The sequence below is a fragment of the Asticcacaulis sp. W401b genome (genome assembly GCF_046503825.1).
In the GTDB taxonomy this organism is placed as follows: domain Bacteria; phylum Pseudomonadota; class Alphaproteobacteria; order Caulobacterales; family Caulobacteraceae; genus Asticcacaulis.
Genome location: NZ_JBKFEE010000003.1, coordinates 235,718 through 259,013, shown reverse-complemented (window position 1 = coordinate 259,013; position 23,296 = coordinate 235,718). Strand labels below are relative to the sequence as shown.

General features: G+C 61.0%; 31 protein-coding genes. 2 read left to right on the top strand and 29 right to left on the bottom strand.

Annotated features, from left to right (window positions below; all coding sequences use genetic code 11):
* Positions 1–16 precede the first annotated feature (16 nt).
* The 25 genes from rplE to ACK8OE_RS08655 form a co-directional block, all read right to left on the bottom strand.
* Positions 17–574, bottom strand: coding sequence for a 50S ribosomal protein L5 (gene rplE, locus ACK8OE_RS08775; protein WP_126420978.1), 558 nt, complete (start codon positions 572–574; stop codon positions 17–19).
* Positions 567–881, bottom strand: a complete 315-nt coding sequence (gene rplX / locus ACK8OE_RS08770) for a 50S ribosomal protein L24 (protein ID WP_126420980.1) — start codon at positions 879–881, stop codon at positions 567–569. Before rplX ends, rplE begins: the two co-directional genes overlap by 8 nt.
* Positions 881–1,249: a 50S ribosomal protein L14 gene (gene rplN / locus ACK8OE_RS08765; protein ID WP_013478468.1), complete on the bottom strand. Its 369-nt coding sequence runs from the start codon at positions 1,247–1,249 to the stop codon at positions 881–883. The genes rplX and rplN overlap by 1 nt, the downstream gene beginning before the upstream one ends.
* 391 nt (positions 1,250–1,640) lie before the next feature.
* Positions 1,641–1,880 (bottom strand): 30S ribosomal protein S17, encoded by a 240-nt coding sequence (gene rpsQ / locus ACK8OE_RS08760; protein WP_013478467.1) that lies wholly within the window; start codon positions 1,878–1,880, stop codon positions 1,641–1,643.
* 11 nt (positions 1,881–1,891) lie between these two features.
* A complete protein-coding gene (gene rpmC / locus ACK8OE_RS08755) occupies positions 1,892–2,086 on the bottom strand; it encodes a 50S ribosomal protein L29 (protein ID WP_013478466.1) in 195 nt (64 codons plus the stop codon).
* 5 nt (positions 2,087–2,091) lie between these two features.
* On the bottom strand, positions 2,092–2,520 hold the full coding sequence (gene rplP, locus ACK8OE_RS08750) for a 50S ribosomal protein L16 (RefSeq protein ID WP_013478465.1): 429 nt from the start codon (positions 2,518–2,520) through the stop codon (positions 2,092–2,094).
* 5 nt (positions 2,521–2,525) lie between these two features.
* On the bottom strand, positions 2,526–3,281 hold the full coding sequence (rpsC, locus tag ACK8OE_RS08745) for a 30S ribosomal protein S3 (RefSeq protein WP_013478464.1): 756 nt from the start codon (positions 3,279–3,281) through the stop codon (positions 2,526–2,528).
* Positions 3,281–3,664 carry a 50S ribosomal protein L22 gene (gene rplV / locus ACK8OE_RS08740; protein ID WP_013478463.1) on the bottom strand — a complete coding sequence of 128 codons (384 nt, stop codon included), beginning with the start codon at positions 3,662–3,664 and terminating at the stop codon, positions 3,281–3,283. Before rplV ends, rpsC begins: the two co-directional genes overlap by 1 nt.
* A gap of 3 nt (positions 3,665–3,667) precedes the next feature.
* Positions 3,668–3,946: a 30S ribosomal protein S19 gene (gene rpsS, locus ACK8OE_RS08735; protein ID WP_013478462.1), complete on the bottom strand. Its 279-nt coding sequence runs from the start codon at positions 3,944–3,946 to the stop codon at positions 3,668–3,670.
* Between the two features lie 3 nt (positions 3,947–3,949).
* On the bottom strand, positions 3,950–4,786 hold the full coding sequence (rplB, locus tag ACK8OE_RS08730) for a 50S ribosomal protein L2 (RefSeq protein ID WP_013478461.1): 837 nt from the start codon (positions 4,784–4,786) through the stop codon (positions 3,950–3,952).
* A gap of 15 nt (positions 4,787–4,801) precedes the next feature.
* On the bottom strand, positions 4,802–5,098 hold the full coding sequence (locus ACK8OE_RS08725) for a 50S ribosomal protein L23 (protein WP_107874122.1): 297 nt from the start codon (positions 5,096–5,098) through the stop codon (positions 4,802–4,804).
* A 3-nt stretch (positions 5,099–5,101) separates the two neighbouring features.
* Positions 5,102–5,734 carry a 50S ribosomal protein L4 gene (gene rplD / locus ACK8OE_RS08720; protein WP_126420982.1) on the bottom strand — a complete coding sequence of 211 codons (633 nt, stop codon included), beginning with the start codon at positions 5,732–5,734 and terminating at the stop codon, positions 5,102–5,104.
* Positions 5,735–5,736: 2 nt separating this feature from the next.
* Complete coding sequence (gene rplC / locus ACK8OE_RS08715; protein ID WP_013478458.1) at positions 5,737–6,468, bottom strand: 50S ribosomal protein L3; 732 nt, start codon at positions 6,466–6,468, stop codon at positions 5,737–5,739.
* An 11-nt stretch (positions 6,469–6,479) separates the two neighbouring features.
* Positions 6,480–6,788 (bottom strand): 30S ribosomal protein S10, encoded by a 309-nt coding sequence (gene rpsJ, locus ACK8OE_RS08710; protein ID WP_006273890.1) that lies wholly within the window; start codon positions 6,786–6,788, stop codon positions 6,480–6,482.
* Positions 6,789–7,095: 307 nt separating this feature from the next.
* Positions 7,096–8,286, bottom strand: a complete 1,191-nt coding sequence (locus ACK8OE_RS08705; protein WP_410272225.1) for a GNAT family N-acetyltransferase — start codon at positions 8,284–8,286, stop codon at positions 7,096–7,098.
* A gap of 56 nt (positions 8,287–8,342) precedes the next feature.
* Positions 8,343–9,218: a GyrI-like domain-containing protein gene (locus ACK8OE_RS08700; protein WP_410272224.1), complete on the bottom strand. Its 876-nt coding sequence runs from the start codon at positions 9,216–9,218 to the stop codon at positions 8,343–8,345.
* 185 nt (positions 9,219–9,403) lie between these two features.
* Positions 9,404–10,594, bottom strand: a complete 1,191-nt coding sequence (gene tuf, locus ACK8OE_RS08695; protein ID WP_013478455.1) for an elongation factor Tu — start codon at positions 10,592–10,594, stop codon at positions 9,404–9,406.
* Positions 10,595–10,752: 158 nt separating this feature from the next.
* Entirely contained in the window at positions 10,753–12,831 is a 2,079-nt protein-coding gene (fusA, locus tag ACK8OE_RS08690; RefSeq protein WP_272740530.1) for an elongation factor G, read from the bottom strand.
* A gap of 140 nt (positions 12,832–12,971) precedes the next feature.
* Positions 12,972–13,445, bottom strand: coding sequence for a 30S ribosomal protein S7 (rpsG, locus tag ACK8OE_RS08685; protein ID WP_013478453.1), 474 nt, complete (start codon positions 13,443–13,445; stop codon positions 12,972–12,974).
* 12 nt (positions 13,446–13,457) lie between these two features.
* The gene (gene rpsL / locus ACK8OE_RS08680) at positions 13,458–13,829 is read right to left on the bottom strand and encodes a 30S ribosomal protein S12 (protein WP_013478452.1); all 372 of its coding nucleotides are present in this window, start codon (positions 13,827–13,829) and stop codon (positions 13,458–13,460) included.
* A 279-nt stretch (positions 13,830–14,108) separates the two neighbouring features.
* Positions 14,109–15,695, bottom strand: coding sequence for an alpha-amylase family glycosyl hydrolase (locus ACK8OE_RS08675; protein ID WP_410272223.1), 1,587 nt, complete (start codon positions 15,693–15,695; stop codon positions 14,109–14,111).
* Positions 15,696–15,779: 84 nt separating this feature from the next.
* On the bottom strand, positions 15,780–16,031 hold the full coding sequence (locus ACK8OE_RS08670) for a hypothetical protein (RefSeq protein WP_410272222.1): 252 nt from the start codon (positions 16,029–16,031) through the stop codon (positions 15,780–15,782).
* 196 nt (positions 16,032–16,227) lie between these two features.
* Positions 16,228–17,619 carry an aspartate aminotransferase family protein gene (locus ACK8OE_RS08665; RefSeq protein ID WP_410272221.1) on the bottom strand — a complete coding sequence of 464 codons (1,392 nt, stop codon included), beginning with the start codon at positions 17,617–17,619 and terminating at the stop codon, positions 16,228–16,230.
* 285 nt (positions 17,620–17,904) lie between these two features.
* Positions 17,905–18,657: a gamma-glutamyl-gamma-aminobutyrate hydrolase family protein gene (locus ACK8OE_RS08660; RefSeq protein ID WP_410272220.1), complete on the bottom strand. Its 753-nt coding sequence runs from the start codon at positions 18,655–18,657 to the stop codon at positions 17,905–17,907.
* Positions 18,658–18,677: 20 nt separating this feature from the next.
* Positions 18,678–19,499: a hypothetical protein gene (locus ACK8OE_RS08655; RefSeq protein WP_410272219.1), complete on the bottom strand. Its 822-nt coding sequence runs from the start codon at positions 19,497–19,499 to the stop codon at positions 18,678–18,680.
* A gap of 95 nt (positions 19,500–19,594) precedes the next feature.
* Here ACK8OE_RS08655 and ACK8OE_RS08650 point away from each other — a divergent pair, with 95 nt between their 5' ends.
* Positions 19,595–20,464, top strand: a complete 870-nt coding sequence (locus ACK8OE_RS08650; RefSeq protein WP_410272218.1) for a 50S ribosomal protein L11 methyltransferase — start codon at positions 19,595–19,597, stop codon at positions 20,462–20,464.
* On the opposite strand, the gene moaC is transcribed toward ACK8OE_RS08650, so the two are convergent.
* Genes moaC through ACK8OE_RS08635 form a run of 3 tightly spaced genes read right to left on the bottom strand, consistent with a single transcriptional unit; the run spans position 20,461 to position 21,696 of the window.
* The gene (gene moaC, locus ACK8OE_RS08645) at positions 20,461–20,937 is read right to left on the bottom strand and encodes a cyclic pyranopterin monophosphate synthase MoaC (protein WP_410272217.1); all 477 of its coding nucleotides are present in this window, start codon (positions 20,935–20,937) and stop codon (positions 20,461–20,463) included. The genes ACK8OE_RS08650 and moaC overlap by 4 nt on opposite strands.
* The gene (locus ACK8OE_RS08640; RefSeq protein ID WP_410272216.1) at positions 20,934–21,437 is read right to left on the bottom strand and encodes a molybdenum cofactor biosynthesis protein MoaE; all 504 of its coding nucleotides are present in this window, start codon (positions 21,435–21,437) and stop codon (positions 20,934–20,936) included. Before ACK8OE_RS08640 ends, moaC begins: the two co-directional genes overlap by 4 nt.
* Complete coding sequence (locus tag ACK8OE_RS08635) at positions 21,400–21,696, bottom strand: MoaD/ThiS family protein (RefSeq protein ID WP_410272215.1); 297 nt, start codon at positions 21,694–21,696, stop codon at positions 21,400–21,402. The genes ACK8OE_RS08640 and ACK8OE_RS08635 overlap by 38 nt, the downstream gene beginning before the upstream one ends.
* A gap of 137 nt (positions 21,697–21,833) precedes the next feature.
* Here ACK8OE_RS08635 and ACK8OE_RS08630 point away from each other — a divergent pair, with 137 nt between their 5' ends.
* The gene (locus ACK8OE_RS08630; RefSeq protein ID WP_410272214.1) at positions 21,834–23,039 is read left to right on the top strand and encodes a polysaccharide biosynthesis protein; all 1,206 of its coding nucleotides are present in this window, start codon (positions 21,834–21,836) and stop codon (positions 23,037–23,039) included.
* Positions 23,040–23,074: 35 nt separating this feature from the next.
* Here ACK8OE_RS08630 and cydX read toward each other — a convergent pair whose 3' ends face one another.
* Positions 23,075–23,197, bottom strand: coding sequence for a cytochrome bd-I oxidase subunit CydX (gene cydX / locus ACK8OE_RS08625; RefSeq protein ID WP_126419631.1), 123 nt, complete (start codon positions 23,195–23,197; stop codon positions 23,075–23,077).
* Between the last annotated feature and the right edge of the window lie 99 nt (positions 23,198–23,296).

Here is a 23,296-nt window from a genome sequence, read left to right as displayed (position 1 = left end):
TTCTGTACCTTTCCCCTTACGAAATGAACGGGAACTGGAAGTGCTTCAGGAGAGCCTTGGCTTCCTTGTCGCTCTTCGCCGTGGTGCAGACAACAATGTCCATGCCCCACATCTGGTCAATCTGATCGTAGTTGATTTCCGGGAACACGATGTGTTCCTTCAGGCCCATGGCGTAGTTGCCACGACCGTCGAAGGAGTTACCGTTCAGGCCGCGGAAGTCCTTCACGCGCGGCAGCGCGATCGTGATCAGGCGGTCCAGGAATTCATACATACGGTGCTTGCGCAGCGTCACCTTGGCGCCGATCACCATGCCTTCGCGCAGCTTGAAGCCGGCGATAGACTTACGGGCCTTGGTTTCAGCCGGCTTCTGACCGGTGATAGCCGCCAGGTCCGCGATCGCGGCCTTGACCTTCTTGGAGTCGGCAACGGCTTCGCCGATACCCATGTTCACGACGATCTTGTCGAGCTTGGGGACCTGCATTTCGTTGGTGTAGCCGAACTCTTCCTTCAGCGCCGCGCGGATCTTGTCCTGATAGACGGCCTTGAGGCGCGGGGTATAAGCTTGATCAGCCATTGATGACCTCACCGGTGCTCTTGGCGAAGCGCACCTTCTTGTCGCCTTCGACGCGGAAACCGACGCGGGTCGGCTTGCCGTTGGCGTCAGCCACGGCGACGTTCGAAAGGTGAAGCGAGGCTTCCTTGTTGATGATGCCGCCTTGCGGGTTCGTTTGCGAAGCGCGCGTGTGGCGCTGAACGATATTGATACCCTGAACGACGACGCGGTTCTCGGTCGGGAGAACCTTCAGGACGGTGCCGGTGCGGCCCTTGTCCTTGCCCGTCAGGACGACGACCTTGTCGCCCTTCTTAACCTTCGCAGCCATTAGAGGACCTCCGGCGCCAGCGAGATGATCTTCATGTGGTTCTTGGCGCGCAGCTCGCGCGGAACCGGCCCGAAGATACGGGTGCCGATGGGCTCACCCGACTTGTTCACGATCACAGCGGCGTTGGTGTCGAAACGGATCACCGACCCGTCCTTGCGCTGGATGTCTTTCGAGGTGCGCACGACAATGGCGCGCAGAACGTCACCCTTCTTCACGCGGCCACGGGGGATCGCTTCCTTAACCGAGACGACGATCAGGTCACCCACCGAGGCGTAACGGCGCTTGGAGCCGCCCAACACCTTGATGCACATGACCCGGCGCGCGCCCGAATTATCGGCAACGTCCAGATTAGTTTGCATCTGAATCATAATTCAAACTTTCGAATGGTTCGGATCAGAAACCGGCCGGCAAGCCGTCCGTTTTATGATCCGGGTTCATCTGTACGGACAATCCGAAGCTCGAAGCGGTTCTTCGCTTCGGATTGCGTTTTTTCAGAGAATTTCGCGGGCTTGCGCCCACGAAAATCACGAAGGATTCCGAGGAAGCGGGCCTTAAACCCTATTTCCTCCGAATAAGCAAACAGAAAAATGCTCAACGAAGCCGTTCCGCCCGTTTGGGGTGGAGGTTCCGTGAGCATTTCTCCGGTTCAACGTCTGCGAAGGGTATTCCGCAAAATCCCGAAGGCAGGCGGAACCGGATCGCAAATGTCAAAAGACCGAAACCCGGAAGGCTGAAATCACCTTCCGGGCCTCTGATGTCTTAGGCTGCGTCCTTGGGAAGCACTTCCCAGGTCTTCAGCTTGGACTTCGGCGCGCACTCGATGATACGAGCGACTTCGCCAGCCTTGTAGGTGTTGTTCTCATCGTGAGCGTGGTAGCGCTTCGAAACGCGCACCGGCTTCTTCAGAACCGGGTGCAGAACGGTACGCTCGACCTTCACGACGATGGTCTTGTTGCCCTTGTCAGAAACAACCAGACCTTCAAGAATGCGCTTGGGCATGGTCTATTCCTTTAGGCAGACTTCTGAGTGGTCAGAAGCGACTTGATGCGCGCGATGTCCTTGCGGACTTCGTTCACACGGTGGGTCTTCTCCAGTTGGCCAGTGGCCTTCTGGAAACGAAGGTTGAACTGTTCCTTCTTGAGGTTCAGCAGTTCTTCCTGAAGCTGATCGGGGGTCTTGCCCCGCAGGTCGGCAATCTTGGTCATGGTCCTTACTCCGCCGCAATGCCGGCGTCGAGACGGGTCACGACGCGGGTACGAACCGGCAGCTTAGCCGCGCCGAGGCGCAGAGCTTCACGGGCGATGTCGTCCGCGACGCCGTCGATTTCAAACAGGATACGGCCGGGGGCCACGCGGGCCGCCCAGTAATCCACGGAACCCTTACCGGAACCCATCCGGACTTCGGCGGGCTTGCCCGTCACGGGCAGGTCCGGGAAGATACGGATCCAGACGCGACCCTGACGCTTCATTTGACGCGTGATGGCCCGACGGGCGGCTTCGATCTGACGGGCGGTCAGGCGCTCGGGCTCGACCGTCTTCAGACCATAGGAACCAAAGTTCAGCGTGTAGCCGCCCTTGGCATTACCGTGGATGCGGCCCTTGAAGGCCTTACGGTATTTTGTGCGCTTAGGAAGCAGCATAGCGATCAGGCCTCCTTATTGTTGCGATCGCGGCGCGGGCCACGGTTGTTACGCTCGCCGCGCTCCGGACGCTCGTTCGACGACGGGCCCGAAGCTTCCTGCGACCAGCGCTTGTCCTGGGCCATCGGATCGTGCTCAAGGACTTCGCCCTTGAAGATCCACACCTTGACGCCGATGATGCCGTAGGTGGTCAGGGCTTCGGCAAAGCCGAAGTCGATGTCCGCACGCAGGGTGTGCAGCGGCACGCGACCTTCACGGTACCATTCCATACGGGCGATTTCCGCCCCGCCGAGACGACCCGACAGGTTCATACGGATGCCCTTGGCGCCCAGACGCATGGCCGACTGGATCGAACGCTTCATGGCGCGGCGGAAGGCCACGCGGCGCTCCAGCTGCTGAGCGATGGATTCGGCGACCAGTTGCGAATCGACTTCCGGCTTGCGGACTTCGACCAGGTTCAGGAACACTTCGCCTTCGGTGAGGGCGGAGATGTCCTTACGCAGCTTGTCAATGTCGGCACCCTTCTTGCCGATCACCACGCCCGGACGGGCGGCATAGATGGTGATGCGGCACTTCTTGTGCGGACGCTCGATGATGATGCGCGACACGCCGGCGGCGTTCAGCTTTTCCTTCAGTTCCTTACGGATCTTCAGGTCCTGGTGCAGCAGCTTCGCATATTCCTGACGGGCGGCGAACCAGCGCGAGTCCCAGGTACGGTTGACGCCAAGGCGCAGACCGATCGGATTGACTTTCTGACCCATTAGGCAGCCTCTTGACCAAGTTCACGGACGACGATGGTCAGTTCCGAGAAGGGCTTCAGGATACGCGACGAGCGACCGCGGGCGCGGGACGCAAAGCGCTTCATGACGATGTTCTTGCCCACATAGGCCTCGGCGACAAACAGGTTGTCGATGTCGAGGTTGTGGTTGTTTTCAGCGTTCGAGATCGCCGAATACAGGGCCTTGCGAACGTCGCCGGCGATGCGCTTGTGCGAGAACTCAAGCTCGTTGAGCGCGCGCTGGACCTTCAGGCCGCGGATCGACTGGGCCACCAGATTCAGCTTGTAAGGGCTGATGCGGATGGAGACCAGCTTGGCGCGGGCTTCGGTCGGCTTTACGCGGCGAGGATTGGACGTTTGCGACATGGCTTACTTCCTCTTCGCCTTCTTGTCAGCGGCGTGACCGGGGAAGTTCCGCGTAGGCGAAAATTCACCGAGCTTCATGCCGACCATGTCTTCCGACACCAGCACCGGCACGTGCTTCTGACCGTTATAAACACCAAAGGTGAGCCCCACAAACTGGGGCATGATGACAGAGCGGCGCGACCACGTCTTGATGACGTCCTTGCGACCGCCGGCCTGAGCCGCTTCCGCCTTCTTAAGAAGGTGGCCATCGACAAAGGGACCTTTCCATACGGAGCGAGCCATGGATTAGCGAGCCTTCTTGAGGTGACGCGAGCGGATGATGAACTTATCCGTCGCTTTGTTGGTACGGGTCTTGCGGCCCTTGGTGGGCTTGCCCCACGGGGTGACCGGGTTACGACCGCCCGAGGTGCGGCCTTCACCACCACCGTGCGGGTGGTCGATCGGGTTCATGGCCACACCACGAACGTGCGGACGCCAGCCCTTATGACGGGCGCGACCAGCCTTACCCAGGCTTTCGTTCATGTGGTCCGGGTTGGACACGGCACCGACGGTGGCCATGCAGGTGTCGAGCACCATGCGCAGTTCACCCGAACCCAGACGGATCTGGGCGTAACCGGCGTCGCGGCCAACGAGCTGGGCATAGGCCCCGGCCGAACGGGCCAGCTGACCACCCTTCATGGGCTTCAGCTCGACATTGTGGATGATCGTACCGACCGGCAGCGAACGCAGCGGCGCGGCGTTACCCGGCTTCACGTCCACCTTTTCCGAGGCGATGATGGTGTCACCGGCCTTGAGGCGTTGCGGGGCCAGGATGTAGGCCTTTTCGCCGTCGGCATAGTTGATCAGCGCGATGAAGGCGGTGCGGTTCGGGTCATACTCCAGACGCTCCACCGTACCGGCCACGTCGAACTTGCGACGCTTGAAGTCGATGATGCGATAGAGCTTCTTGGCGCCGCCGCCACGGAAGCGGACGGCCACGCGACCGCCGGCACCACGGCCGCCGGACTTGGTGAGACCTTCGACCAGAGCCTTCTCAGGACGGCCCTTGTGCAGCTCGGAACGGTCAACGAGAACCAGTTCGCGACGACCGGGCGAGGTGGGGTTGAATTGCTTCAAAGCCATTGTTCAATCCTCTCCTTACAGACCGGTGGTGATGTCGATGGATTGGCCCTCTTCGAGGGTGACAATCGCCTTCTTGACATCGTTGCGACGGCCCATGATGCCCTTGAAGCGCTTGGTCTTGCCCTTCGTGACAACCGTGTTCACCTTGACAACCTTGACGTTGAAGAGAGCTTCAACGGCCGAGGCGATCTCGTCCTTCGAGGAGTCGAGCGACACCTTGAAGACCACCTTGTTCTGTTCAGACAGAACGGTCGCCTTTTCGGTGATGTGCGGCGCCAGGATGACGTCGTAATTGCGGATAGTAGCAGCCATAACTTAGGCCTCCACTTTGAAGCGGGCTTCGATCGCTTCCACCGCCGACTTCGTCAGAACCAGCGTCTGGCGGCGCAGAACGTCGTAAACGTTCAGACCAGCCGACGGCAGGACGTCGATGTTCGGGATGTTGCGCGAAGCAAGCGCGAAGTTGGTGTCAACTTCCGGGCCCGCGATGATGAGAGCGTTCTTCAGGCCCAGCGTTTCGAACTTGGCACGAAGCGCGGCGGTCTTGGCCGTGTCGAGCGTGGCCTGATCGAGGACGATCAGCGCACCGGCCTTGGCCTTCGAGGACAGGGCGTGACGCAGACCCAGGGCGCGGACCTTCTTTTGCAGGTCGAAGGCGTGCGAGCGAACAACCGGACCGAAGGCGCGCGAGCCGCCGACGAATTGCGGCGCACGGCGCGAACCGTGACGGGCGCCGCCGGAGCCCTTCTGCTTGTACATCTTCTTACCCGTGCGAGAATTCTCGTTGCGGGTCTGAACCTTGTGCGTACCGGCGCGGCGCTTGGCCAGTTGCCAGTTGACGACGCGGGCCAGGATGTCGTTGCGGATCTCTTCGAGGCCGAAAACGGCGTCAGAGACGTCAACCGAACCGGCCGTGCCGTTGTCGAGAGTGATAACGTCGAGTTTCATGATTATTCAGCACCCTCTTCTTGAGCGGGCGCTTCCTCAGCTTGAGCCGGAGCGGCAGCCGCCTTCTTGAGGCCGGCCGGGAACGGCAGAGCCTGCGGGGCCGACTTCTTCACGGCGTCGCGGATCTTGACGAACGAGCCTTCCGCACCGGGCACAGCGCCACGGATGAAGATCAGGCCGCGCTCGGCGTCGATGCGAACGACTTCGAGGTTGAGCGTCGTGACGGTTTCCACACCATAGTGACCGGCCATCTTCTTGCCGGGGAAGGTGCGGCCCGGATCCTGACGGTTACCCGTCGAACCGTGGGCGCGGTGCGAGACCGACACACCGTGGGTGGCGCGCATACCGCCGAAGTTCCAGCGCTTCATGGCACCGGCAAAACCCTTACCGATGGTCGTGCCCTGAATGTCAACGCGCTGACCCTCGACGAAGTGATCGGCCGAAAATTCGGCGCCAACTTCGACGAGGGCGTCTTCGGAGACGCGGAACTCGGACAGGATAGCCTTGGGTTCAACCTGAGCCTTGGCGAAGCGTTCACGCTCAGGCTTGGAAACGTTCTTGGCCTTGCGGGTGCCGGCACCCAGTTGCAGGGCGGTGTAGCCGTCCTTGTCCTTGGTGCGCTGGGCCACAACCTGGCAGCCTTCGAGCGAAAGGACGGTGACGGGGACGTGCTGGCCTTGCGCGTCGAAATAACGCGTCATGCCGAGCTTTTTGGCGAGGAGACCTGTTCTCATGACCGGGCCCCTTAAATCTTGATCTCGACGTCCACACCGGCGGACAGGTCGAGCTTCATCAGCGCGTCAACGGTCTGCGGGGTGGGATCGACGATGTCCAGCACGCGCTTGTGCGTGCGGATTTCGAACTGTTCACGGGACTTCTTATCGACGTGCGGCGAACGGTTCACGGTGAAGCGCTCAATCAGCGTCGGCAGGGGGATCGGCCCCCGGACGGTAGCACCGGTGCGCTTGGCCGTGTTCACGATTTCACGTGTGGAATGGTCCAGCACGCGGTGATCGAAGGCCTTGAGCCTGATGCGGATATTCTGACGATCCATATCGCTCTTATTCCAAGTTAAGGGGTTGCGTATCCCGCGTCCGTTGAACCATTTCAAAGACCAGCTTCGATCCATAAACAGAGACCGACGCGTTATCCGCAAAAACAAAGCCGCGCAGCGTGAGCTGCGTGGCCATTCGGAAAGTCTGGAAGCGTCACTTAATATATAAAGACGAGGCCGCCGACTTAATTTCGTAATATGCGGACCGCGTATGAAGCGTGAACCTCACGGCCGATCCAACAGAGGTGGCGTATATGCCGAAGGAGTCGTCCCGCGTCAACCCCTGCAACTATAATTCTTTGAGAGTTTAAGCCGCTACGTCGTTGGCGGTGGGTGCCGGACTGCGCAGACGGCTTATACCGCGACGCAAGAGCGCCTGAAAAGCGTCACGTTTGCCCTTGGGCTCGGTCTCACAGGCGCGGATGGTGCGCAGGCGACGTTGCAGGCTGAGGCGAATGCCCCCCAGCTTTTCACGCGCAGAGGGCGACAGGGCGACCACCGCATCGACAAGCACGGTCATTAGGCTGGTGCGCGACTCGATCGTCCCTTCCAGACAGACCCGCGCCGGAGAGGTCAGGGTGTGTTTGTAGCATTCGCCACCCGCGCCGAAATCAATCTGGGTCACGCCCATCTCTGCCACGTGCTGCATGATGCGCAATGACAGGAGGATGCCGGGGCTGTAGCGATAATAGCTTTCGGCATAGGCCGGAAACCAGAAGTGCACGCAAGCGTCGCGCATCAGGCAGATCTCCGCCGCCACCAGCACCGGTTCAGGGCCGCTGACATCGCGGAACACCCCTACCCTCAGCCCGAACCCCTCGTCCTGACGTTTGGCGAGCTGGCTCAGAAGATTGAGCGTCCAGCCGCAGCCGAACACGTCGTGCATCCCGGAACGGCTATATTGCTGGCGCTTCTGGTCGATGACCCATTGCAGCAGATCGGGCGTAACGCGTTCAAAGCTGAAGGCGAAGCCGCCGAAGTCCTTTTCGACATTGCGCTGGCAGCGGCCGACATTTTTATAAAATTTGTGATGCTGCGCCTTCTGGCGCGCCAGATAGGCGTCATAGCCGTCGCTCAGGTCGGCAATCTGCGTGATGGCCTCAATGGTGCGGGCATGGACATTGTCCGCCGTCATCTCCCCGACCCAGCCCATGAATTCGAGCCGGTTCGCCTTGAGACTGCGCAGCAGCAGGGGGTAGTCCATCACAAAGCCCGTATCGGCAATGACGCCGTGATAGTCGGTCAGGGGGGCGCCCAGCGGCTGAAGCGTGCGGCCGCGCACCTGATAGGGCAAATAGCCAGCGACCTGCCCCTGCTCATCATAAAGACGCGCAATGTGGGCATCCGGGACGCTCTGGCCGATGTCCATGACGTAGCGCACGTCGAAATAGGGCCCGATCAGATCGGGCCGCCGCGAGGTAAACCCTTCCCAGGCTGCGATATCTTCGGGCGTAAGCGCTTCGGGCGCGACGCTTTCGATGCGTGTCAGTCTGGCCATACGGCTCCCCAATGCGTGTATGCAACCGGGTGTACAGTGATAAGGTTGATATTGGCCTAAGCCGAAGGGTTAACATTAAGTGGCAGGTACAGATCGCAGCGCAAATCCGCCGTCGCCACCTCTTCCGGATCATCGAGGAAATGCAGGTGCAGCGGCTGGTCAGCCAGTGCATAGCCCGCGTCTATAGCCGCGAGGTAGAGCGCATCCATCGTCGGCTGCACCGCATCATAGTCTCCGTAATGACGCAGGCGGGCATAGAGGCCGCCGGGTACAACGATGTGATAAAGGTCTTCAATCAGTTCCGCCTTGCCCCCGACATCGACGGCGACTTCGGCACGGCAGGCTTCCAGCGGCGTACACCGCGGATCGTCGTGCTGATAGCCATAAAGGCCGCCAAGGTCTTCGATGGGAAGCTGTGAAAAAACCAGATCGAACAAACGCTGATAGACGGCGTTCAGTTGCGGATAGGCCCCGGTGTTGCGCAAAGCGGTAAGCGTCAGGGGTTCGGCTTCGACGATTTCGACGGCCAGCGGAGATTGCGCAATCGCGGGGCGGCGCAACTGATGGCTCAGGCCTTCGCGCAGGGACTCGGACTGACGTATCTCGCTGGCCGTGTGGCCGGTTTCGGATTTCAGCGCACGGGCAAAGGCTTGCGAAGTGGCATAGCCCGCCGCCTGTGTCGCCTCCCCGATAGAGTGTTCAAGGGCGCCCGTCGCCCGTGCCAGACGGATACGCCGGATTGTCTCCGCCGGCGTCTCACCGGTCATGAGCCGGTATATGCGGTGAAAATGAAAGGGCGACAGGGCCGCAATACCTGCCATTTCATCAAGGTCCGGGACCTCTGTGAAATCAGTGGCTTCGAGGTGTTTTAGCACCCGTTCGATGCGCTGAGCATAGTCAACGGACGGCGTCAGTTGAGATTGAGCGGTCATATAAGGCTCCCCTGAAAACATCAGGCCTCACTGTGCCACGCTCTGTGCGGGGCGTCGTTCCCGATCTTGCGGAAATGGACGCTTGCTGGGACACAACGAAAAACCCCCTGAGTTGCCTCAGGGGGTTTCCTTAGTCTGATCGGTGTGGCCTGCCCGACTAAGAGCAGGGTCCGAGACCTTTGCGATTAAGCAAGGATCTTCGCCACAACACCGGCGCCGACGGTGCGGCCACCTTCACGGATAGCGAAGCGGAGCTTCTCTTCCATGGCGATCGGGGTGATCAGTTCGACGTTCAGCTCGGCGTTATCGCCCGGCATGATCATCTCAACGCCTTCCTTCAGCGTCACGATGCCGGTCACGTCGGTCGTGCGGAAGTAGAACTGCGGACGATAGTTGGTGAAGAACGGCGTGTGACGGCCGCCTTCTTCCTTCGTCAGGATGTAGGCTTCGGCAACGAACTTGGTGTGCGGAGTGATCGAGCCCGGCTTGCAGAGAACCTGACCGCGCTCAACGTCTTCACGCTTCGTGCCGCGCAGCAGAACGCCGACGTTGTCACCGGCTTCACCCTGATCGAGCAGCTTGCGGAACATTTCGACGCCCGTGCAGGTCGTCTTCTGAACCGGGCGGATGCCGACGATTTCGACTTCTTCACCGACCTTCACGATACCGCGCTCGACGCGGCCGGTCACAACCGTACCACGGCCCGAGATCGAGAACACGTCTTCGACCGGCATCAGGAACGGCTGGTCAACCGGGCGAGCCGGCTGCGGGATGTACTCGTCCACGGTCTTCATCAGAGCGAGGATCTGGGTTTCGCCGATTTCCGGGTTCACGCCATCGGTCGCGGCCTTGGCCGAGCCCTTGGTGATGGGGATATCGTCGCCGGGGAACTGGTAGGACGACAGAAGTTCACGAACTTCCATTTCGACGAGCTCGAGCAGCTCTTCGTCGTCAACCAGGTCAACCTTGTTCATGAACACGACCAGAGCCGGCACGCCAACCTGACGGGCGAGCAGGATGTGTTCACGGGTTTGCGGCATCGGGCCGTCAGCGGCCGACACGACCAGGATAGCGCCGTCCATCTGAGCGGCACCGGTGATCATGTTCTTCACGTAGTCGGCGTGACCCGGGCAGTCAACGTGAGCGTAGTGACGGTTTTCCGTCTCATACTCAACGTGGGCGGTGTTGATGGTGATGCCGCGGGCCTTTTCTTCCGGAGCGGCGTCGATGTCTTCGTACTTCTTGGCGGTAGCGCCGCCCGACTTGGCCAGCGTCATCGTGATCGCGGCGGTCAGGGTGGTCTTGCCGTGGTCAACGTGACCAATGGTGCCGATGTTGCAGTGCGGCTTTGTACGGTTAAATTTTTCCTTGGCCATTTCAAATCCCCGCAAATATGCGGGCCTTCACTCGGTTAGGGGTTGGAAACTGGGGGCACTCCGCCCCGGAAATCCGTGTCGTCATCCTTGCGGATTTCCGGTTCGGGGCGCAGTGGGGAAGGCCCGTAGCATAGTCTTTGCTACGGGCCAAATGGTTTTTAGGCGTACTTCTTGATCACTTCGTCGGCGACGTGCTGCGGCACGGGCTCGTAGTGGTCGTACACCATGGTGAACTGCGCACGGCCTTGCGACATACCACGCAGGGTATTCACGTAACCGAACATGTTCGCCAGCGGAACGAAGGCGTCAACGACGATGGCGTTACCGCGCATGTCCTGACCCTGGATCATGCCGCGACGACCGTTGAGGTCGCCGATGACCGAACCCAGATACTCTTCCGGAGTCACGACTTCGACCTTCATGATCGGCTCAAGCAGCTTCGGGCCGCCCTTTTCGCGCAGTTCCTTGAAGGCGGCGCGAGAGGCGATTTCGAAGGCCAGGACCGACGAGTCAACGTCGTGGAAGGCGCCGTCGATCAGGGTGGCCTTGAAGTCGATCAGCGGGAAGCCGGCCAGAAGACCGTTTTCCTTGGCCGATTCGAGGCCCTTGGTGACGCCCGGAATATATTCCTTCGGCACCGCGCCGCCGACGATGGCCGACTCGAACACGAAGCCCGTGCCCGGCTCGCCCGGTTCGAACACCAGCTTGACGCGGGCGAACTGGCCGGTACCACCGGTTTGCTTCTTGTGCGTGTAGTCGATTTCCGCCTTGCGGGTGATCGATTCGCGATAGGCCACCTGCGGCGCGCCGATATTGGCTTCGACCTTATAGGTGCGCTTCAGGATGTCGATCTTGATGTCGAGGTGCAGTTCGCCCATGCCCTTCAGGATCGTCTGGCCCGACTCGTGGTCGGTCGAAACGGTGAAGGACGGGTCTTCGGCGGCCAGCTTCGACAGGGCGACGCCCAGCTTTTCCTGGTCGGCCTTCGACTTGGGCTCGACGGCGATTTCGATAACCGGGGCCGGGAACTCCATGCGCTCCAGGATGACCGGCGACTTCAGCGGATCGCAGAGCGTGTCGCCCGTGCGGGTATCCTTCAGGCCCGCCAGAGCGACGATGTCGCCCGCGAAGGCTTCCTTGATGTCTTCACGGTTGTTGGAGTGCATGAGCAGCATGCGGCCAACCCGTTCACGCTTGTCGCGCGTCGAGTTCAGCAGGCCCATACCGGCTTCGAGCTTGCCCGAATAGATACGGCAGAAGGTCAGCGAGCCGACGAAGGGGTCGTCCATGATCTTGAACGCCAGAACCGACAGGGGTTCATCGTCCGAGGCCTTGCGGGTGACTTCTTCTTCGGTCTTGTAGTCGATGCCCTTGGTCGCGGGGATATCGACCGGCGACGGCAGATAATCCACAACGGCGTCGAGGAGCGTCTGAACGCCCTTGTTCTTGAACGCCGAACCGCAGAGGATCGGGAAGAAGGCCGAGGTCAGAACCGCCTTACGGATGCACTTCTTCAGGGTTTCTTCCGACGGCTCATTGCCTTCGAGATAGGCTTCCATCGCCTCGTCGTCGAGTTCGACGGCGTTGTCGATGAGGTACTGACGGGCTTCGTTGGCCTTTTCGACCAGATCCGCCGGGATCTCTTCGTCGTGGTACGACGCGCCCAGACCGTCATTGTCCCACACCACGGCCTTCATGCGGACGACGTCCACAAGGCCCTTCAGCGAGGATTCGGCACCGATCGGGAACTGGATCGGCACAGCCTTGGCACCCAGACGGTCGCGGATCGACTCGACCGACTTGTCGAAGTCGGCGCCGATCTTGTCCATCTTGTTGACGAAGACGATACGCGGCACGTTGTACTTGTCGGCCTGACGCCAGACGGTTTCGGTTTGCGGCTCAACACCGGCGTTACCGTCGAGCACGGCCACAGCGCCGTCGAGGACGCGGAGCGAACGCTCGACTTCGATGGTGAAGTCCACGTGGCCCGGCGTGTCGATGATGTTCAGGCGCTTGCCTTGCCAGAAGGCGGTCGTCGCGGCGGACGTGATGGTGATGCCGCGCTCCTGCTCCTGCTCCATCCAGTCCATGGTGGCAGCGCCATCGTGGACTTCGCCGATCTTGTGGCTCTTGCCGGTATAGTAGAGGATACGTTCCGTGGTCGTGGTCTTGCCGGCGTCGATGTGCGCCATGATACCAAAGTTACGGTAGTCCTCGATTTTGTGACTGCGGGGCATTGTACGGGCCTCAGACAAAAAGGGGATTTAAAAAAAGTGTGTAGGCACTATGCGTAAGCGCGGGAGACTTAATGAATAAAGTCGCCCGCGCCTTATAGACCTTTTTTGACAGGACCGTGACAGCCCTGTCCCGCAAGGAATTACCAGCGGTAGTGCGCGAACGCGCGGTTGGCTTCGGCCATCTTGTGCGTGTCTTCGCGCTTCTTGACCGCGGTGCCGCGGTTGTTGGAGGCGTCGAGCAGCTCGCCGGCCAGCTTTTCGGTCATGGTGTTTTCACCACGCTTGCGCGCGGCGTTGACCAGCCAGCGGATGGCGAGGGCGCGGCGACGGTCCGGACGGACTTCGACGGGCACCTGATAGGTGGCACCGCCGACGCGGCGCGAACGCACTTCGATCGACGGGGCGACGTTGTCGAGAGCCGCATGGAAGGTCTCGACCGCGGTCGCGTCCTTCTTCTTGGCTTCGAGGATGTCGAAGGCACCGTAAACGATGTTTTCGGCGACGGCCTTCTTACCTTCGTACATGACGTAGTTCATGAACTTGGTGACAACCAGATCCCCGAACTTGGGATCGGGCAGAACTTCACGCTTCTCTGCGCGGTGACGACGGGACATATGAGTCTATCCTTACTTCGGACGCTTCGCACCGTAGTGCGAACGGCGCTGCTTACGGTTCTTGACGCCTTGCGTGTCGAGCACGCCGCGCAGAATGTGGTAACGGACACCCGGAAGGTCCTTCACGCGGCCGCCGCGGATCAGAACCACGGAGTGTTCCTGAAGGTTGTGGCCGACGCCGGGGATGTAGCACACCGATTCGATGCCGGAGGTCAGACGGACCTTGGCGACCTTACGCAGAGCCGAGTTCGGCTTCTTCGGGGTCGTGGTGTAAACGCGCGTGCAAACGCCGCGACGCTGGGGCGAGCCCTTCAGGGCCGGCACCTTGTTGCGCTTCGGGTTCGGCTTGCGCGGCTTGCGGATAAGCTGGTTAATCGTGGGCATTTAATCTCTTGCCTTAGATGGGGAGGCCTGTGCCGTTTGGCCGGGCGACCTCGGTTGGGATGTAGCCTTCAGAAGCATCGGAAACGACAAACACAAAAGCCGCAACCCGCGCTTTGGGGGTTACGGCGGGCACGCAGGCCCTTGTCTCAATCGCTCTGAAAACGGACCCTTGCAGGTCCCGCCTCAAAAAAGATTGGGGGGCTATACAGGAGCCCCCCCGACGGGTCAAGCGGGATTCACGCCGGGACCACCAAAGGGCGGCGGGCACGGGCAGGACGACTACGGCCTGCCCGCCGCCACATAGGCGGCCACGCTCTTGGGCGGCAGGACAAGGCGCAGCCGACCGTCCTGCGCCGTCAGTTGCGCCGGCGCGCCGAGGTCCAGAGCCGAGGTCCACACCCCCTCGCCTTTCGTCTCAATCGTCTGCGGCGTGGCAGACAGGTTGATGAAGACCAGCCCCTTCTGCCCGGCCTTCTGACGTGCAAAGACCAGCGTCTCATCCCCGGCCTTCGACAGAAGCGTAAAGGTGCCGTCGGCCAGCACCGGGTGCGCCTGCCGCGCCAGATAGAGGGCGCGGTAATATTCCAGCAGGCTGCCGGCTTCGCCGGTCTGGGCCTTGACATTATGGCTGGCCGCATTGGTGGCATAGGCGCGATAGGGCCTAGCCGCCGTAGTAAAGCCGTGCCCGGCCTCGCCGTCCCAGCTCATCGGGGCGCGCAGGCCGGGGTCGTCATACTTGCCATTATTGGCCAGCCCGATCTCTTCGCCGTAGTAGGAAAACGGCGTGTCAGACGCCAGCACCGACACGGCCGCCGCCACGCGATAGCTGCCGGCATCAAGGTCGTGGATCAGGCGGTCGCCGACATAGGAGTCATGGCTTTGCAGGACCAGCGGCATCAGGGCGCGCGTGTCCGAGGCCAGTTGCGTCGCCAGCTTTGCCGACAGCTTGCCGTCGCGGGCGCTGGACTTGATTTCCTTCTGCGTGCCGAAGGCGAAGGAGTTCGTACAGGCTTCACCGGCATAGAGAGCAGGCTGTTCGGAGGCTTCGCAGATCAGGTAACGGTTGGGGTAGGACTTGACGACCGCATTGACCTGTTTCAGCACCTCAAGGTTTTCCGGCTGATCCATATAGGCGGTGGGGCCGTTTTCGACCAGCATGGTCACGGCGTCGATGCGGAAGCCATCCACGCCCTTGTTCAGCCAGAAGCGGAAATTGTCGGCGTGATAGTCAATCACCCGCTGATTTTTCAGGTTGAAGTCCGGCATCTGATCGTCAAACAGCCCATAGAAATAGCCTTTGCCGACCTTGTTCTGGCGCCACGGCCCCCAGGAAAAACCCTCCCACTTCGGGTCCTTGTCGGCGAAGATGTACCAGTCGCGATAGGGCGAGGTTTTCGATTGCGCGGCGCTGAGGAAGATCGGGTTGTCGTTGGCCGAATGGTTCATCACATAGTCGATGATGACGCCGATACCGCGTTTGTGCGCCTCGGCTACGAAGCGCTCGAAATCGGCCATCGTCCCATAGGCCGGATTAACGGCGCGATAGTCGCTGACGGCATAGCCGTGGTCCTTGTCCGCCGACGGGTGCATAGGCATCAGCCAGATGCCGGTCACCCCCAGACTTTGCAAATAGTCGAGCCGGGAGGTCAGGCCGTTGAAATCCCCGATGCCGTCGCCGTCGGAGTCCTGATAGGAGCGAACGAAGATCTCCATAAAGGTGGCGCTGCGGTTCCAGTGGACGGGCAGGCCATTGTCGCGCGGCTGAGCAGCGACCTTTGATACGTCGATTTTGGCGGTTTGCGCCTGCGCGACCGTGGCCAGCAGCGCACACGCCAGCGCCGCGCCTGTCAGCGATTTAAATACCATGCTCTGTCTCCCTGTCTTTTGACGCAGGAAAACACAGGCGCTCATTCGCGAACAGACACCCGGTGGATGAATACGTATGCGGGGTTAGCTGCGGCCACTTAAGGAGCCGGGTTCCTCGGCGACGCGCGGCTGATCAGAGTCGCTTTTGACATAGTGCTCGTTGGCCAGCCCCTTGCCGTTCGGCGTCTTGGGCTGCATCCGCTCGTCCTTGCTGTCTTTTTCGTCGCCATAGGATTCGCCCGCTTCGCCACTTGACGGTTTATCGCGTGAAAAGTGCTCGCGGACATCGGCGGTTTCGGCCTTTTGCGGATCGTCGGTCTTATGTGGGGCGGTCATAGGCGTTTCCTTGCTTACGATTGAGACAAAAAAGCCCGGTCTGAGCCGGGGGACACTCAGACCGGGCCGATTATGTTGCACGCGCTGTCAGAGGCGGCGTGCGCAGGACAGGGTTGCTCGTTTCATGCCTCGACAGCTTAGGCTGCCTGGCATCAAAAGGCGCGAGGCGAGGCGTTACCGCTTCATAAGAAAGCGATCAGAGCGCGCGCAATACCGGCTCGGCCTCGTTCAGCGAAGCCTCCAGAATATCGACGATGCGGTCGATCTCGGCGTCGGTGATGATCAGCGGCGGGCACATGACGATGGTGTCACGGATGCCGCGCACCATCAGACCGTTCTTGATACAGATGTCGCGTACCACCGGACCGGCATGACCTTCGGCGCCCTTGAAGCGAAGGTTGGTGCCCTTTTCGGCGACGATTTCCACCGCGCCCAGAAGCCCGATGGAGCGCGCTTCGCCGACCAGCGGATGGCCGTCGAGGCGCTTGAGGGCCTTTGCCAGATAGGGGCCGGTCACCTCGCGCGTGCGCTCGATCAGGCCCTCGCGCTCGATAATGCCGATATTCGCCAACGCCACGGCGCAGGCCGCCGGGTGACCCGAATAGGTATAGCCGTGCACGAAGTCGCCGCCGGTTTTCAGCACCTCGACGATATGCGACGACACGCCCACCGCCGAAATGGGCAGATAGCCCGACGACAGCCCCTTGGCCATGGCGATGATATCCGGCTTGACGCCGTAATGCTGATGGCCGAACCACTGACCCAGACGCCCGAAGCCGCAGATCACTTCGTCGCATATCAGGAGGATACCGTACTTGCGGCACAGGGCTTCGACCTTGGGCCAGTAGCTTTCCGGCGGGATGACCACGCCGCCGGCACCCTGCACCGGCTCACCGATAAAGGCCGCGACCTTGTCCGGCCCGACGCTGAGGATGCGGTCTTCGATGTCCTGAACGCAGGCGTCGGCAAAGGCGTCCGGGTCCTGACCAAAGCCTTCGCCGAACAGATAGGGTTGACGCACGTGCTCGATGCCGGGAATGGGCAGACCGCCCTGCGCGTGCATAAAGGTCATGCCCCCCAGCGACGCGCCGGCGACGGTCGAACCGTGATAGGCATTGCGGCGCGAGATGAAAACCTGACGCCCCGGTTCGCCTTTCAGCGTCCAGTAGTGACGCACCAGACGGAAGACCGTGTCGTTGGCCTCAGACCCCGACGAGTTGAAGAAGACGTGTTTGAGGTCCGGATTGCCCAGAACCATCTTCTCGGCGATCTTGGCCGCCAGCCGCACGGCGGGGGCGGTCGCCGTCTTGAAGAAGGTGTTGTAATAGGGCAGTTCCAGCATCTGCTTATAGGCCGCTTCGGCCAGTTCGCTACGCCCATAGCCGACATTGACGCACCACAGCCCGGCCATGCCGTCCAGCAGAGACTTACCGTCAATATCCGTGATCACACAGCCTTCGGCATGGGTGATAATACGGCTGCCGCCCAGTTGCTCCAGCAGCGCATAGTCGGCCTGCGCCGGCAGGTGGTGCGCCAGATCGAGCGCCTTCAGTTCGGCGGAGTCGTTGTTTTTGAGCGGAAGATTCATGACGGGCGCTCCGTGGCGGAAAGGTTTTCACGGGACTATAGCCCCGCCCCGCTAAAAGCGGAATGGCCAAATCACGGGCCGCGCAAAATTGTGATCACAATTTGCGGAAGGGGTTTACTGGAAATGATAGGAACCACAGATTACACAGATTTCACAGATAAATGGACGTTCGGGCCCCGCACCGGCGCGCAGCGCCCATCTGTGCAATCTGTGTAATCTGTGGTTCTAACCTTACTGGCGCTAGCTCTAAACTGAACGCTGCAAGCCTTATCAGAGGAGGCCAAGTTAAATCGCGTTTCCGCGCACCGCGGCGCCGAGCAAGCGGAAAAAGGCCTGACGGTCAGGATAAAGCTCCGGCTGCCATTCCGGGTGCCACTGCACCCCCAGTACCTGCGCGCCGCCGATATTGGCGCTGAAGGCCTCGACCACGCCATCCGGGGCCACGGCTTCGACGCTTAAGCCCTCGGCCAGCCGGTCAACCCCCTGAAAATGCACCGAATTAACCGTCAGCGTCTCGCGACCGACCGACCGCGCCAGCACGCCGTCTGGGGTGAGGGCCACCGGATGCCCGTGGTCAAACATGTCGGCGAAACGGGCTTCTGCGGGCGCATGATGATCAAGCCGCCCGGAGCCCTCAGATGCCGTCCCCAGATCCCGGCGCAGCGTGCCGCCCAGCGCCACATTGATCTCCTGAAAGCCGCGGCAAATCCCAAAGACCGGCTTGCCCATAAGGGTCAGACTTTCGATCAGCGCCAACGACACCGCATCGCGTTCGGCGTCGAACGGCCCCTCCCCTTCGGCCTGACCATAGCGGCGCGCTTCGATGTTGGAAGGCGACCCGGTCAGCAAAAGCCCGTCCAGTCGCGTAGCGACGGAACGGGCGTCAAAGAAACCAGTGATGGCCGGGATAAGCACGGCAGAGCATTCAGCGTAGGTGGTGGCGGCGCGAACATAACGGTCCATAACCGCCTGCGCCATTTCGACGCCGAAGTCACGATGGCAGCAGGTGATACCGATGACCGGCAGGGCTTCGTGCATCCGCCGCTCTGCCCCCTTGCCTATTTGCGGCCGAACAGCCAGTCGAAGAACCCGCGCTTCTTGACCTGCGCCTGCGCCTTCTTGACCTCTTCCTGCACCTTATGGGCTTCGGTCTGGGCCTTGGCCACGGCCTCTTCGACCGCCTCCCTGGCTTCGTTCAGCACCGGCTTGGCCTTTTCCACGGCCTCATCCAGCTTGTCTTTGGCGGCGGCGGCGACCTCTTCGGCCTTGTGTACCGCTTCCTCGATCTTCGGCTTGGCAGCCTCGACGACGTCGTCGAGCTTGGCCTTCGCCTGTTCCACGACGGGCTTGGCAGCCTCGGCGGCGTCTTCCAGCTTTTCCTTAGCCACGGCGGCGGCGGCGCTGGCGGTCTGGGCAGCCTTGTCGAGCGCCGGCTTGGCGCGCTTGACGGCCTTGTCGATCTCGCCCTGTGCCGCTTCGACAGCCTTAGCCGCGCGGGTGCGGGCCTTTGTCACCTTGGGCTCAACGGCGGCAACGGTCTTGGCGGCGCGGGTCGTGGAGCGGGCAGCCTTCTTCACCTCAGCCTCGACAACCTTTTCGGCCTTCTCGACCTTGGCCTTGGCGGTTTTGGCGGCCTTTTCGATCTTGGCCGTTGCGGCCTTGGTGGCGGTTTCGGCCTTCTTCGTCACAGCGGCGGCCGTCTTTGCCGCCTTCTTGGCCGTAGCATCGGCAGCCTTGACGGTCTTTTCGGTCGCTGCCTTCACAGCGGCTTCCGCCGCAGGCTTCGGCGCCGGAGCCTTACGGGCGATGGTCTTTTTCACCCCGGCATCCGCCGGAATTTCCGCCGCTTTTACCGTCTTCGTCTTTTTTTCCGTCGCCATTGCCTACTTTCCCATTGGCGTAAGGGCCCCCTTACGCATAAAAGACCGTTGAAACGCTTCCGTCACATCGAATCGGACGATCTGCAAAGCCTACAATGACTTATAATCCACAACAAATCATCGCAAAAGGCCCCCGTCTGGTGGCAGAAACCGCTGCGGAGGCCATCGACAACGATGCCTGGCTCGAAGGCGCGACCTATTCGATCCTCGAAGAGGATGAGGACCGCAATATCTGGCGCATCGACGCCTTCCCCACCACTGAGGAAGAAGATCAGCGTTTACAAGAGCTTCTGGCAGGATATCCGGAACTGGTCGTTACGGCGGATCAACTGGCCGATGCCGACTGGCTGGCCATGGCCCTGTCGGGTCTGCCGCCCGTGCGCGCCGGACGATTCTTCGTGTACGGTATTCACGATCGCGGCAAAAAGCCGCTCAATGCGGTTAATCTGCGCATCGAAGCCGGAGCGGCCTTCGGTACAGGGCATCACGGCACGACGGTCGGTTGCCTGTGGGCCTATAATGACCTGCTGAAAAAGCACCGTTATGAGCGCGTGCTGGATGTCGGTGCGGGCACCGGCGTGCTGGCCATCGCCGCCGCCAAGACCGGCACCAAATACGCCGTCGGCACCGATATCGACGCCATCAGCGTGCGCATCTCCAACGAAAATGCCAAGCTCAATTCGGCCGCCGCGCGCTTTGTGTGGGCCAACGGCCTGAACCACAAGGACGTGCGCAAGGACGCTCCCTACGATCTGGTCTTCGCCAATATTCTGGCACGTCCGCTGGTCGGTCTGTCGCAGTCGATCAAGTCAGCGCTCAAGCCGGGCGGCACGGTCATCCTGTCGGGCCTGCTGCGCACGCAGGAGCGCTTCGTCAAAGCCGCCTACCTGTCCAAGGGCTTCCGCGTCGTGCGCCGCATCCATCGTGATGCGTGGTGCACGCTGGTTATGCGGCGCGGCGGTTAATACCCGTAATCGGCCTTGCCGCCGGCCTTGGCCACCACCTCTATGCCGTCGATCCGCATGGTCTTATCGACGGCTTTCAGCATGTCGTAGAGGGTCAGGGCTGCCACCGAGACGGCGGTCAGGGCCTCCATCTCGACGCCCGTCAGCCCCGACGTCTTCACCTCGGCGCTGAGGCGAAAGCCCGGCAGGGCCTCATCCATCACGATCTCCAGCCCGACCTTCGACAGGCTCAAAGGGTGGCACAGGGGGATCAGGTCCGCCGTCTTCTTGGCCGCCATGATGCCCGCGATCTCGGCCGTGGCGATCACCGCCCCCTTGGGGGCCTTGCCGTCGCGCACAATACTCAGCGTCTCAGCGGCGCAGATCAGCCGCCCCTCAGCCCGCGCCTTGCGCACCGTGACAGCCTTCGCGCCGACATCGACCATGTGGGCGCGGCCATCCTTGCCTATGTGTGACAGACTGTTTTCGCTCATGATGTCCACCGTTTCAGATCCTCGGCGTCTTTGGCCGTCGGTTCCACCCAGCGCGCAAAGCCCTCACCGACTTCACGCTTCCACAGGGCCGCCTCGGACTTGAGCCGGTCCATCAGATAGTCCGCCGCCTCAAAGGCCGCCCGCCGATGCGCAGAAGCGGCCGCCACAAACACAATCTCGTCTTCGGCCTTCACCTCGCCACAGCGATGCGCCACCAGCAGGGCCTGCACATCGAAACGCTCAGCGGCGGCCTCAGCAATAGCCTTGAGGCTCTGCTCGCTCATGCCGGGATACCAGTCGAGCCACAGGTGCGACACCGCGCCCGCGGTCGTCTCACCGCGCACCCGGCCCGAAAAGGTGACAATGGCCCCGGCCCCGCGATTGGCCTCGACAAAGCGGCCATAGAGGGCCTGCCCGTCCAGCGCCTGCGGCAGCAACAGGGTTTCGACCACCGCCATGCCCTCAGCCTCCGGAAAAGACAGGAAAAAAGGCCACCTCATCGCCATCCTGCAACGCGCGGTCATCGTTGGTCAGCACCTGATTGACGCTCATCAGCACCCGCTGCGCCTCCAGCCCGCCAGACGCAAAGGCAGGTTCCAGAACGCTTTGGCGCAGGTCAAACAGCCGCCCCGACGTATCAGCAAGGTCCAACACGCGCCGCCGCTCGCCCATCACGTCGGCCACCTTGCCAAAAAAGAGAACTGTGACCTTCATAAAGCTACCGGTGGAAAACTGTTGGGGAAAATCGGCCGCCCACAAAATTACCTTATTCTTTTTTCACGAAAAGCTGTAAGTTGTGTGTGGGTGAACGCTTTTTTTATCGCCATGCACGCACGACGCGGGGGGTGTCAATGCCTGTAGGTTTTATTCTTTTTCGGGGCCGGTATTAGGTTCGTATGGCCATTTTTAATTATCGTATTTTGCGATTTCTGGCCAAGTCCGGCTTGATGGGACGGCGCAACGTGAAGTTGACGCTGGCTGATCCCAATGATCAGATTTCGTACAAGTCGCTGTTGCAACGCCCGCAGGTGCATCTGGACCACGCGGCGCTGAACGCCTTCTATGCCGGCAAGCGCATCCTGATTACCGGCGGCGGTGGTTCCATCGGCTCTGAGATCGCGCGTCAGGCCCTGCGATTGGGGGCGGCGCACGTCACCCTGATCGACCACAGCGAACTGGCGCTCTACGATGTCGAGCAGTCGCTGAACCTGGAGTTTGGCAAGCCGCCGGTCAGCCTGATCCTGTGCTCCATCCGGCGCAAGGCGCGCCTTGAGGCCATTTTCGTGGCGCAGAAGCCCGACGTCATCTTCCACGCGGCGGCGCTCAAACACGTGCCGATGGTCGAGATCAATCCGTCGGAAGGCGTGCTGACCAATGTCATGGGCACGCAGTACGTCATCGACGCGGCTCAGGCCGCCAATGTGAAACAACTGGTGCTTATCTCGTCGGATAAGGCCGTGGCCCCGGCCTCGATGATGGGGGCGACCAAGCGTCTGGCCGAACACCTGATTTCGTCGCAAATGGGCCATCTCAATCAGGCCTGCGTTGTGCGCTTTGGCAATGTGCTGGGCTCGACAGGGTCCGTGGTGCCTTTGTTCCGCGCGCAGATCGACCGCGGTGGGCCGATTACGCTGACCGACCCCAAGGTCGAGCGCTTCTTCATGACCATTTTCGAGGCGGTGCAGCTGGTCATGACGGCGGCCATGCACAACGCAACAAACCTGTCGGAAAAATCGAGCCTGTACATCCTCGAAATGGGTGAGCCGATCCGTATCTACGATCTGGCGAAGCGCATGATCGACATGTACGGCCTCAAGGTCGATAAGGACATCAAGATCGTCCTGACCGGCCTGCGCGACGGCGAAAAGATCACCGAGGCGCTGCTGGACGACAACGAAATCCGTGAGCCGTTGCGGCCGGGCATCTTCAAGGTGGTCAATCAGGCCATGGACCTGCACCTGCCGCCCAATCTGATGAGCGAACTGTTCACGCTGGCCGAACGCGGCGAGGACGAAATCGTCAAGGCGCAGGTCTTCCGCTTCGTCAAAACCCTGCGCGACTACTCCCCGCCTCCGCCGACGCCACACACCGAAGAGGTTTAGAAAAACCCCGCTGTCGCCAGCGGGGTTTTTGCATCTCAATCCTTATGCGGGTCTTCGGCATCGGGATCATCGGTGGTGAGGAATTCGAACCAGATCCCGTTCAAAATCCCGAAGGTCACGGCCAGACCGAGGCCCAGCACCCAGGTAAAATACCACATTTTGCAACTCCTTGCCTGACGACGTCAGGCTCAAGAAAGATGTGAAAAATTTTCGCAGGGCCGCCCCAAGAAAATTTTTCGCCATCCTGAGAAGGGGGC

Excerpts from the sequence above, each read along its gene's own strand:
- rplE (WP_126420978.1), bottom strand. The coding sequence starts at position 574 with ATGGCTGATCAAGCTTATACCCCGCGCCTCAAGGCCGTCTATCAGGAC.
- rplX (WP_126420980.1), bottom strand. The coding sequence starts at position 881 with ATGGCTGCGAAGGTTAAGAAGGGCGACAAGGTCGTCGTCCTGACGGGC.
- rplN (WP_013478468.1), bottom strand. The coding sequence starts at position 1,249 with ATGATTCAGATGCAAACTAATCTGGACGTTGCCGATAATTCGGGCGCG.
- rpsQ (WP_013478467.1), bottom strand. The coding sequence starts at position 1,880 with ATGCCCAAGCGCATTCTTGAAGGTCTGGTTGTTTCTGACAAGGGCAAC.
- rpmC (WP_013478466.1), bottom strand. The coding sequence starts at position 2,086 with ATGACCAAGATTGCCGACCTGCGGGGCAAGACCCCCGATCAGCTTCAG.
- rplP (WP_013478465.1), bottom strand. The coding sequence starts at position 2,520 with ATGCTGCTTCCTAAGCGCACAAAATACCGTAAGGCCTTCAAGGGCCGC.
- rpsC (WP_013478464.1), bottom strand. The coding sequence starts at position 3,281 with ATGGGTCAGAAAGTCAATCCGATCGGTCTGCGCCTTGGCGTCAACCGT.
- rplV (WP_013478463.1), bottom strand. The coding sequence starts at position 3,664 with ATGTCGCAAACGTCCAATCCTCGCCGCGTAAAGCCGACCGAAGCCCGC.
- rpsS (WP_013478462.1), bottom strand. The coding sequence starts at position 3,946 with ATGGCTCGCTCCGTATGGAAAGGTCCCTTTGTCGATGGCCACCTTCTT.
- rplB (WP_013478461.1), bottom strand. The coding sequence starts at position 4,786 with ATGGCTTTGAAGCAATTCAACCCCACCTCGCCCGGTCGTCGCGAACTG.
- ACK8OE_RS08725 (WP_107874122.1), bottom strand. The coding sequence starts at position 5,098 with ATGGCTGCTACTATCCGCAATTACGACGTCATCCTGGCGCCGCACATC.
- rplD (WP_126420982.1), bottom strand. The coding sequence starts at position 5,734 with ATGAAACTCGACGTTATCACTCTCGACAACGGCACGGCCGGTTCGGTT.
- rplC (WP_013478458.1), bottom strand. The coding sequence starts at position 6,468 with ATGAGAACAGGTCTCCTCGCCAAAAAGCTCGGCATGACGCGTTATTTC.
- rpsJ (WP_006273890.1), bottom strand. The coding sequence starts at position 6,788 with ATGGATCGTCAGAATATCCGCATCAGGCTCAAGGCCTTCGATCACCGC.
- ACK8OE_RS08705 (WP_410272225.1), bottom strand. The coding sequence starts at position 8,286 with ATGGCCAGACTGACACGCATCGAAAGCGTCGCGCCCGAAGCGCTTACG.
- ACK8OE_RS08700 (WP_410272224.1), bottom strand. The coding sequence starts at position 9,218 with ATGACCGCTCAATCTCAACTGACGCCGTCCGTTGACTATGCTCAGCGC.
- tuf (WP_013478455.1), bottom strand. The coding sequence starts at position 10,594 with ATGGCCAAGGAAAAATTTAACCGTACAAAGCCGCACTGCAACATCGGC.
- fusA (WP_272740530.1), bottom strand. The coding sequence starts at position 12,831 with ATGCCCCGCAGTCACAAAATCGAGGACTACCGTAACTTTGGTATCATG.
- rpsG (WP_013478453.1), bottom strand. The coding sequence starts at position 13,445 with ATGTCCCGTCGTCACCGCGCAGAGAAGCGTGAAGTTCTGCCCGATCCC.
- rpsL (WP_013478452.1), bottom strand. The coding sequence starts at position 13,829 with ATGCCCACGATTAACCAGCTTATCCGCAAGCCGCGCAAGCCGAACCCG.
- ACK8OE_RS08675 (WP_410272223.1), bottom strand. The coding sequence starts at position 15,695 with ATGGTATTTAAATCGCTGACAGGCGCGGCGCTGGCGTGTGCGCTGCTG.
- ACK8OE_RS08670 (WP_410272222.1), bottom strand. The coding sequence starts at position 16,031 with ATGACCGCCCCACATAAGACCGACGATCCGCAAAAGGCCGAAACCGCC.
- ACK8OE_RS08665 (WP_410272221.1), bottom strand. The coding sequence starts at position 17,619 with ATGAATCTTCCGCTCAAAAACAACGACTCCGCCGAACTGAAGGCGCTC.
- ACK8OE_RS08660 (WP_410272220.1), bottom strand. The coding sequence starts at position 18,657 with ATGCACGAAGCCCTGCCGGTCATCGGTATCACCTGCTGCCATCGTGAC.
- ACK8OE_RS08655 (WP_410272219.1), bottom strand. The coding sequence starts at position 19,499 with ATGGCGACGGAAAAAAAGACGAAGACGGTAAAAGCGGCGGAAATTCCG.
- ACK8OE_RS08650 (WP_410272218.1), top strand. The coding sequence starts at position 19,595 with ATGACTTATAATCCACAACAAATCATCGCAAAAGGCCCCCGTCTGGTG.
- moaC (WP_410272217.1), bottom strand. The coding sequence starts at position 20,937 with ATGAGCGAAAACAGTCTGTCACACATAGGCAAGGATGGCCGCGCCCAC.
- ACK8OE_RS08640 (WP_410272216.1), bottom strand. The coding sequence starts at position 21,437 with ATGAGGTGGCCTTTTTTCCTGTCTTTTCCGGAGGCTGAGGGCATGGCG.
- ACK8OE_RS08630 (WP_410272214.1), top strand. The coding sequence starts at position 21,834 with ATGGCCATTTTTAATTATCGTATTTTGCGATTTCTGGCCAAGTCCGGC.
- cydX (WP_126419631.1), bottom strand. The coding sequence starts at position 23,197 with ATGTGGTATTTTACCTGGGTGCTGGGCCTCGGTCTGGCCGTGACCTTC.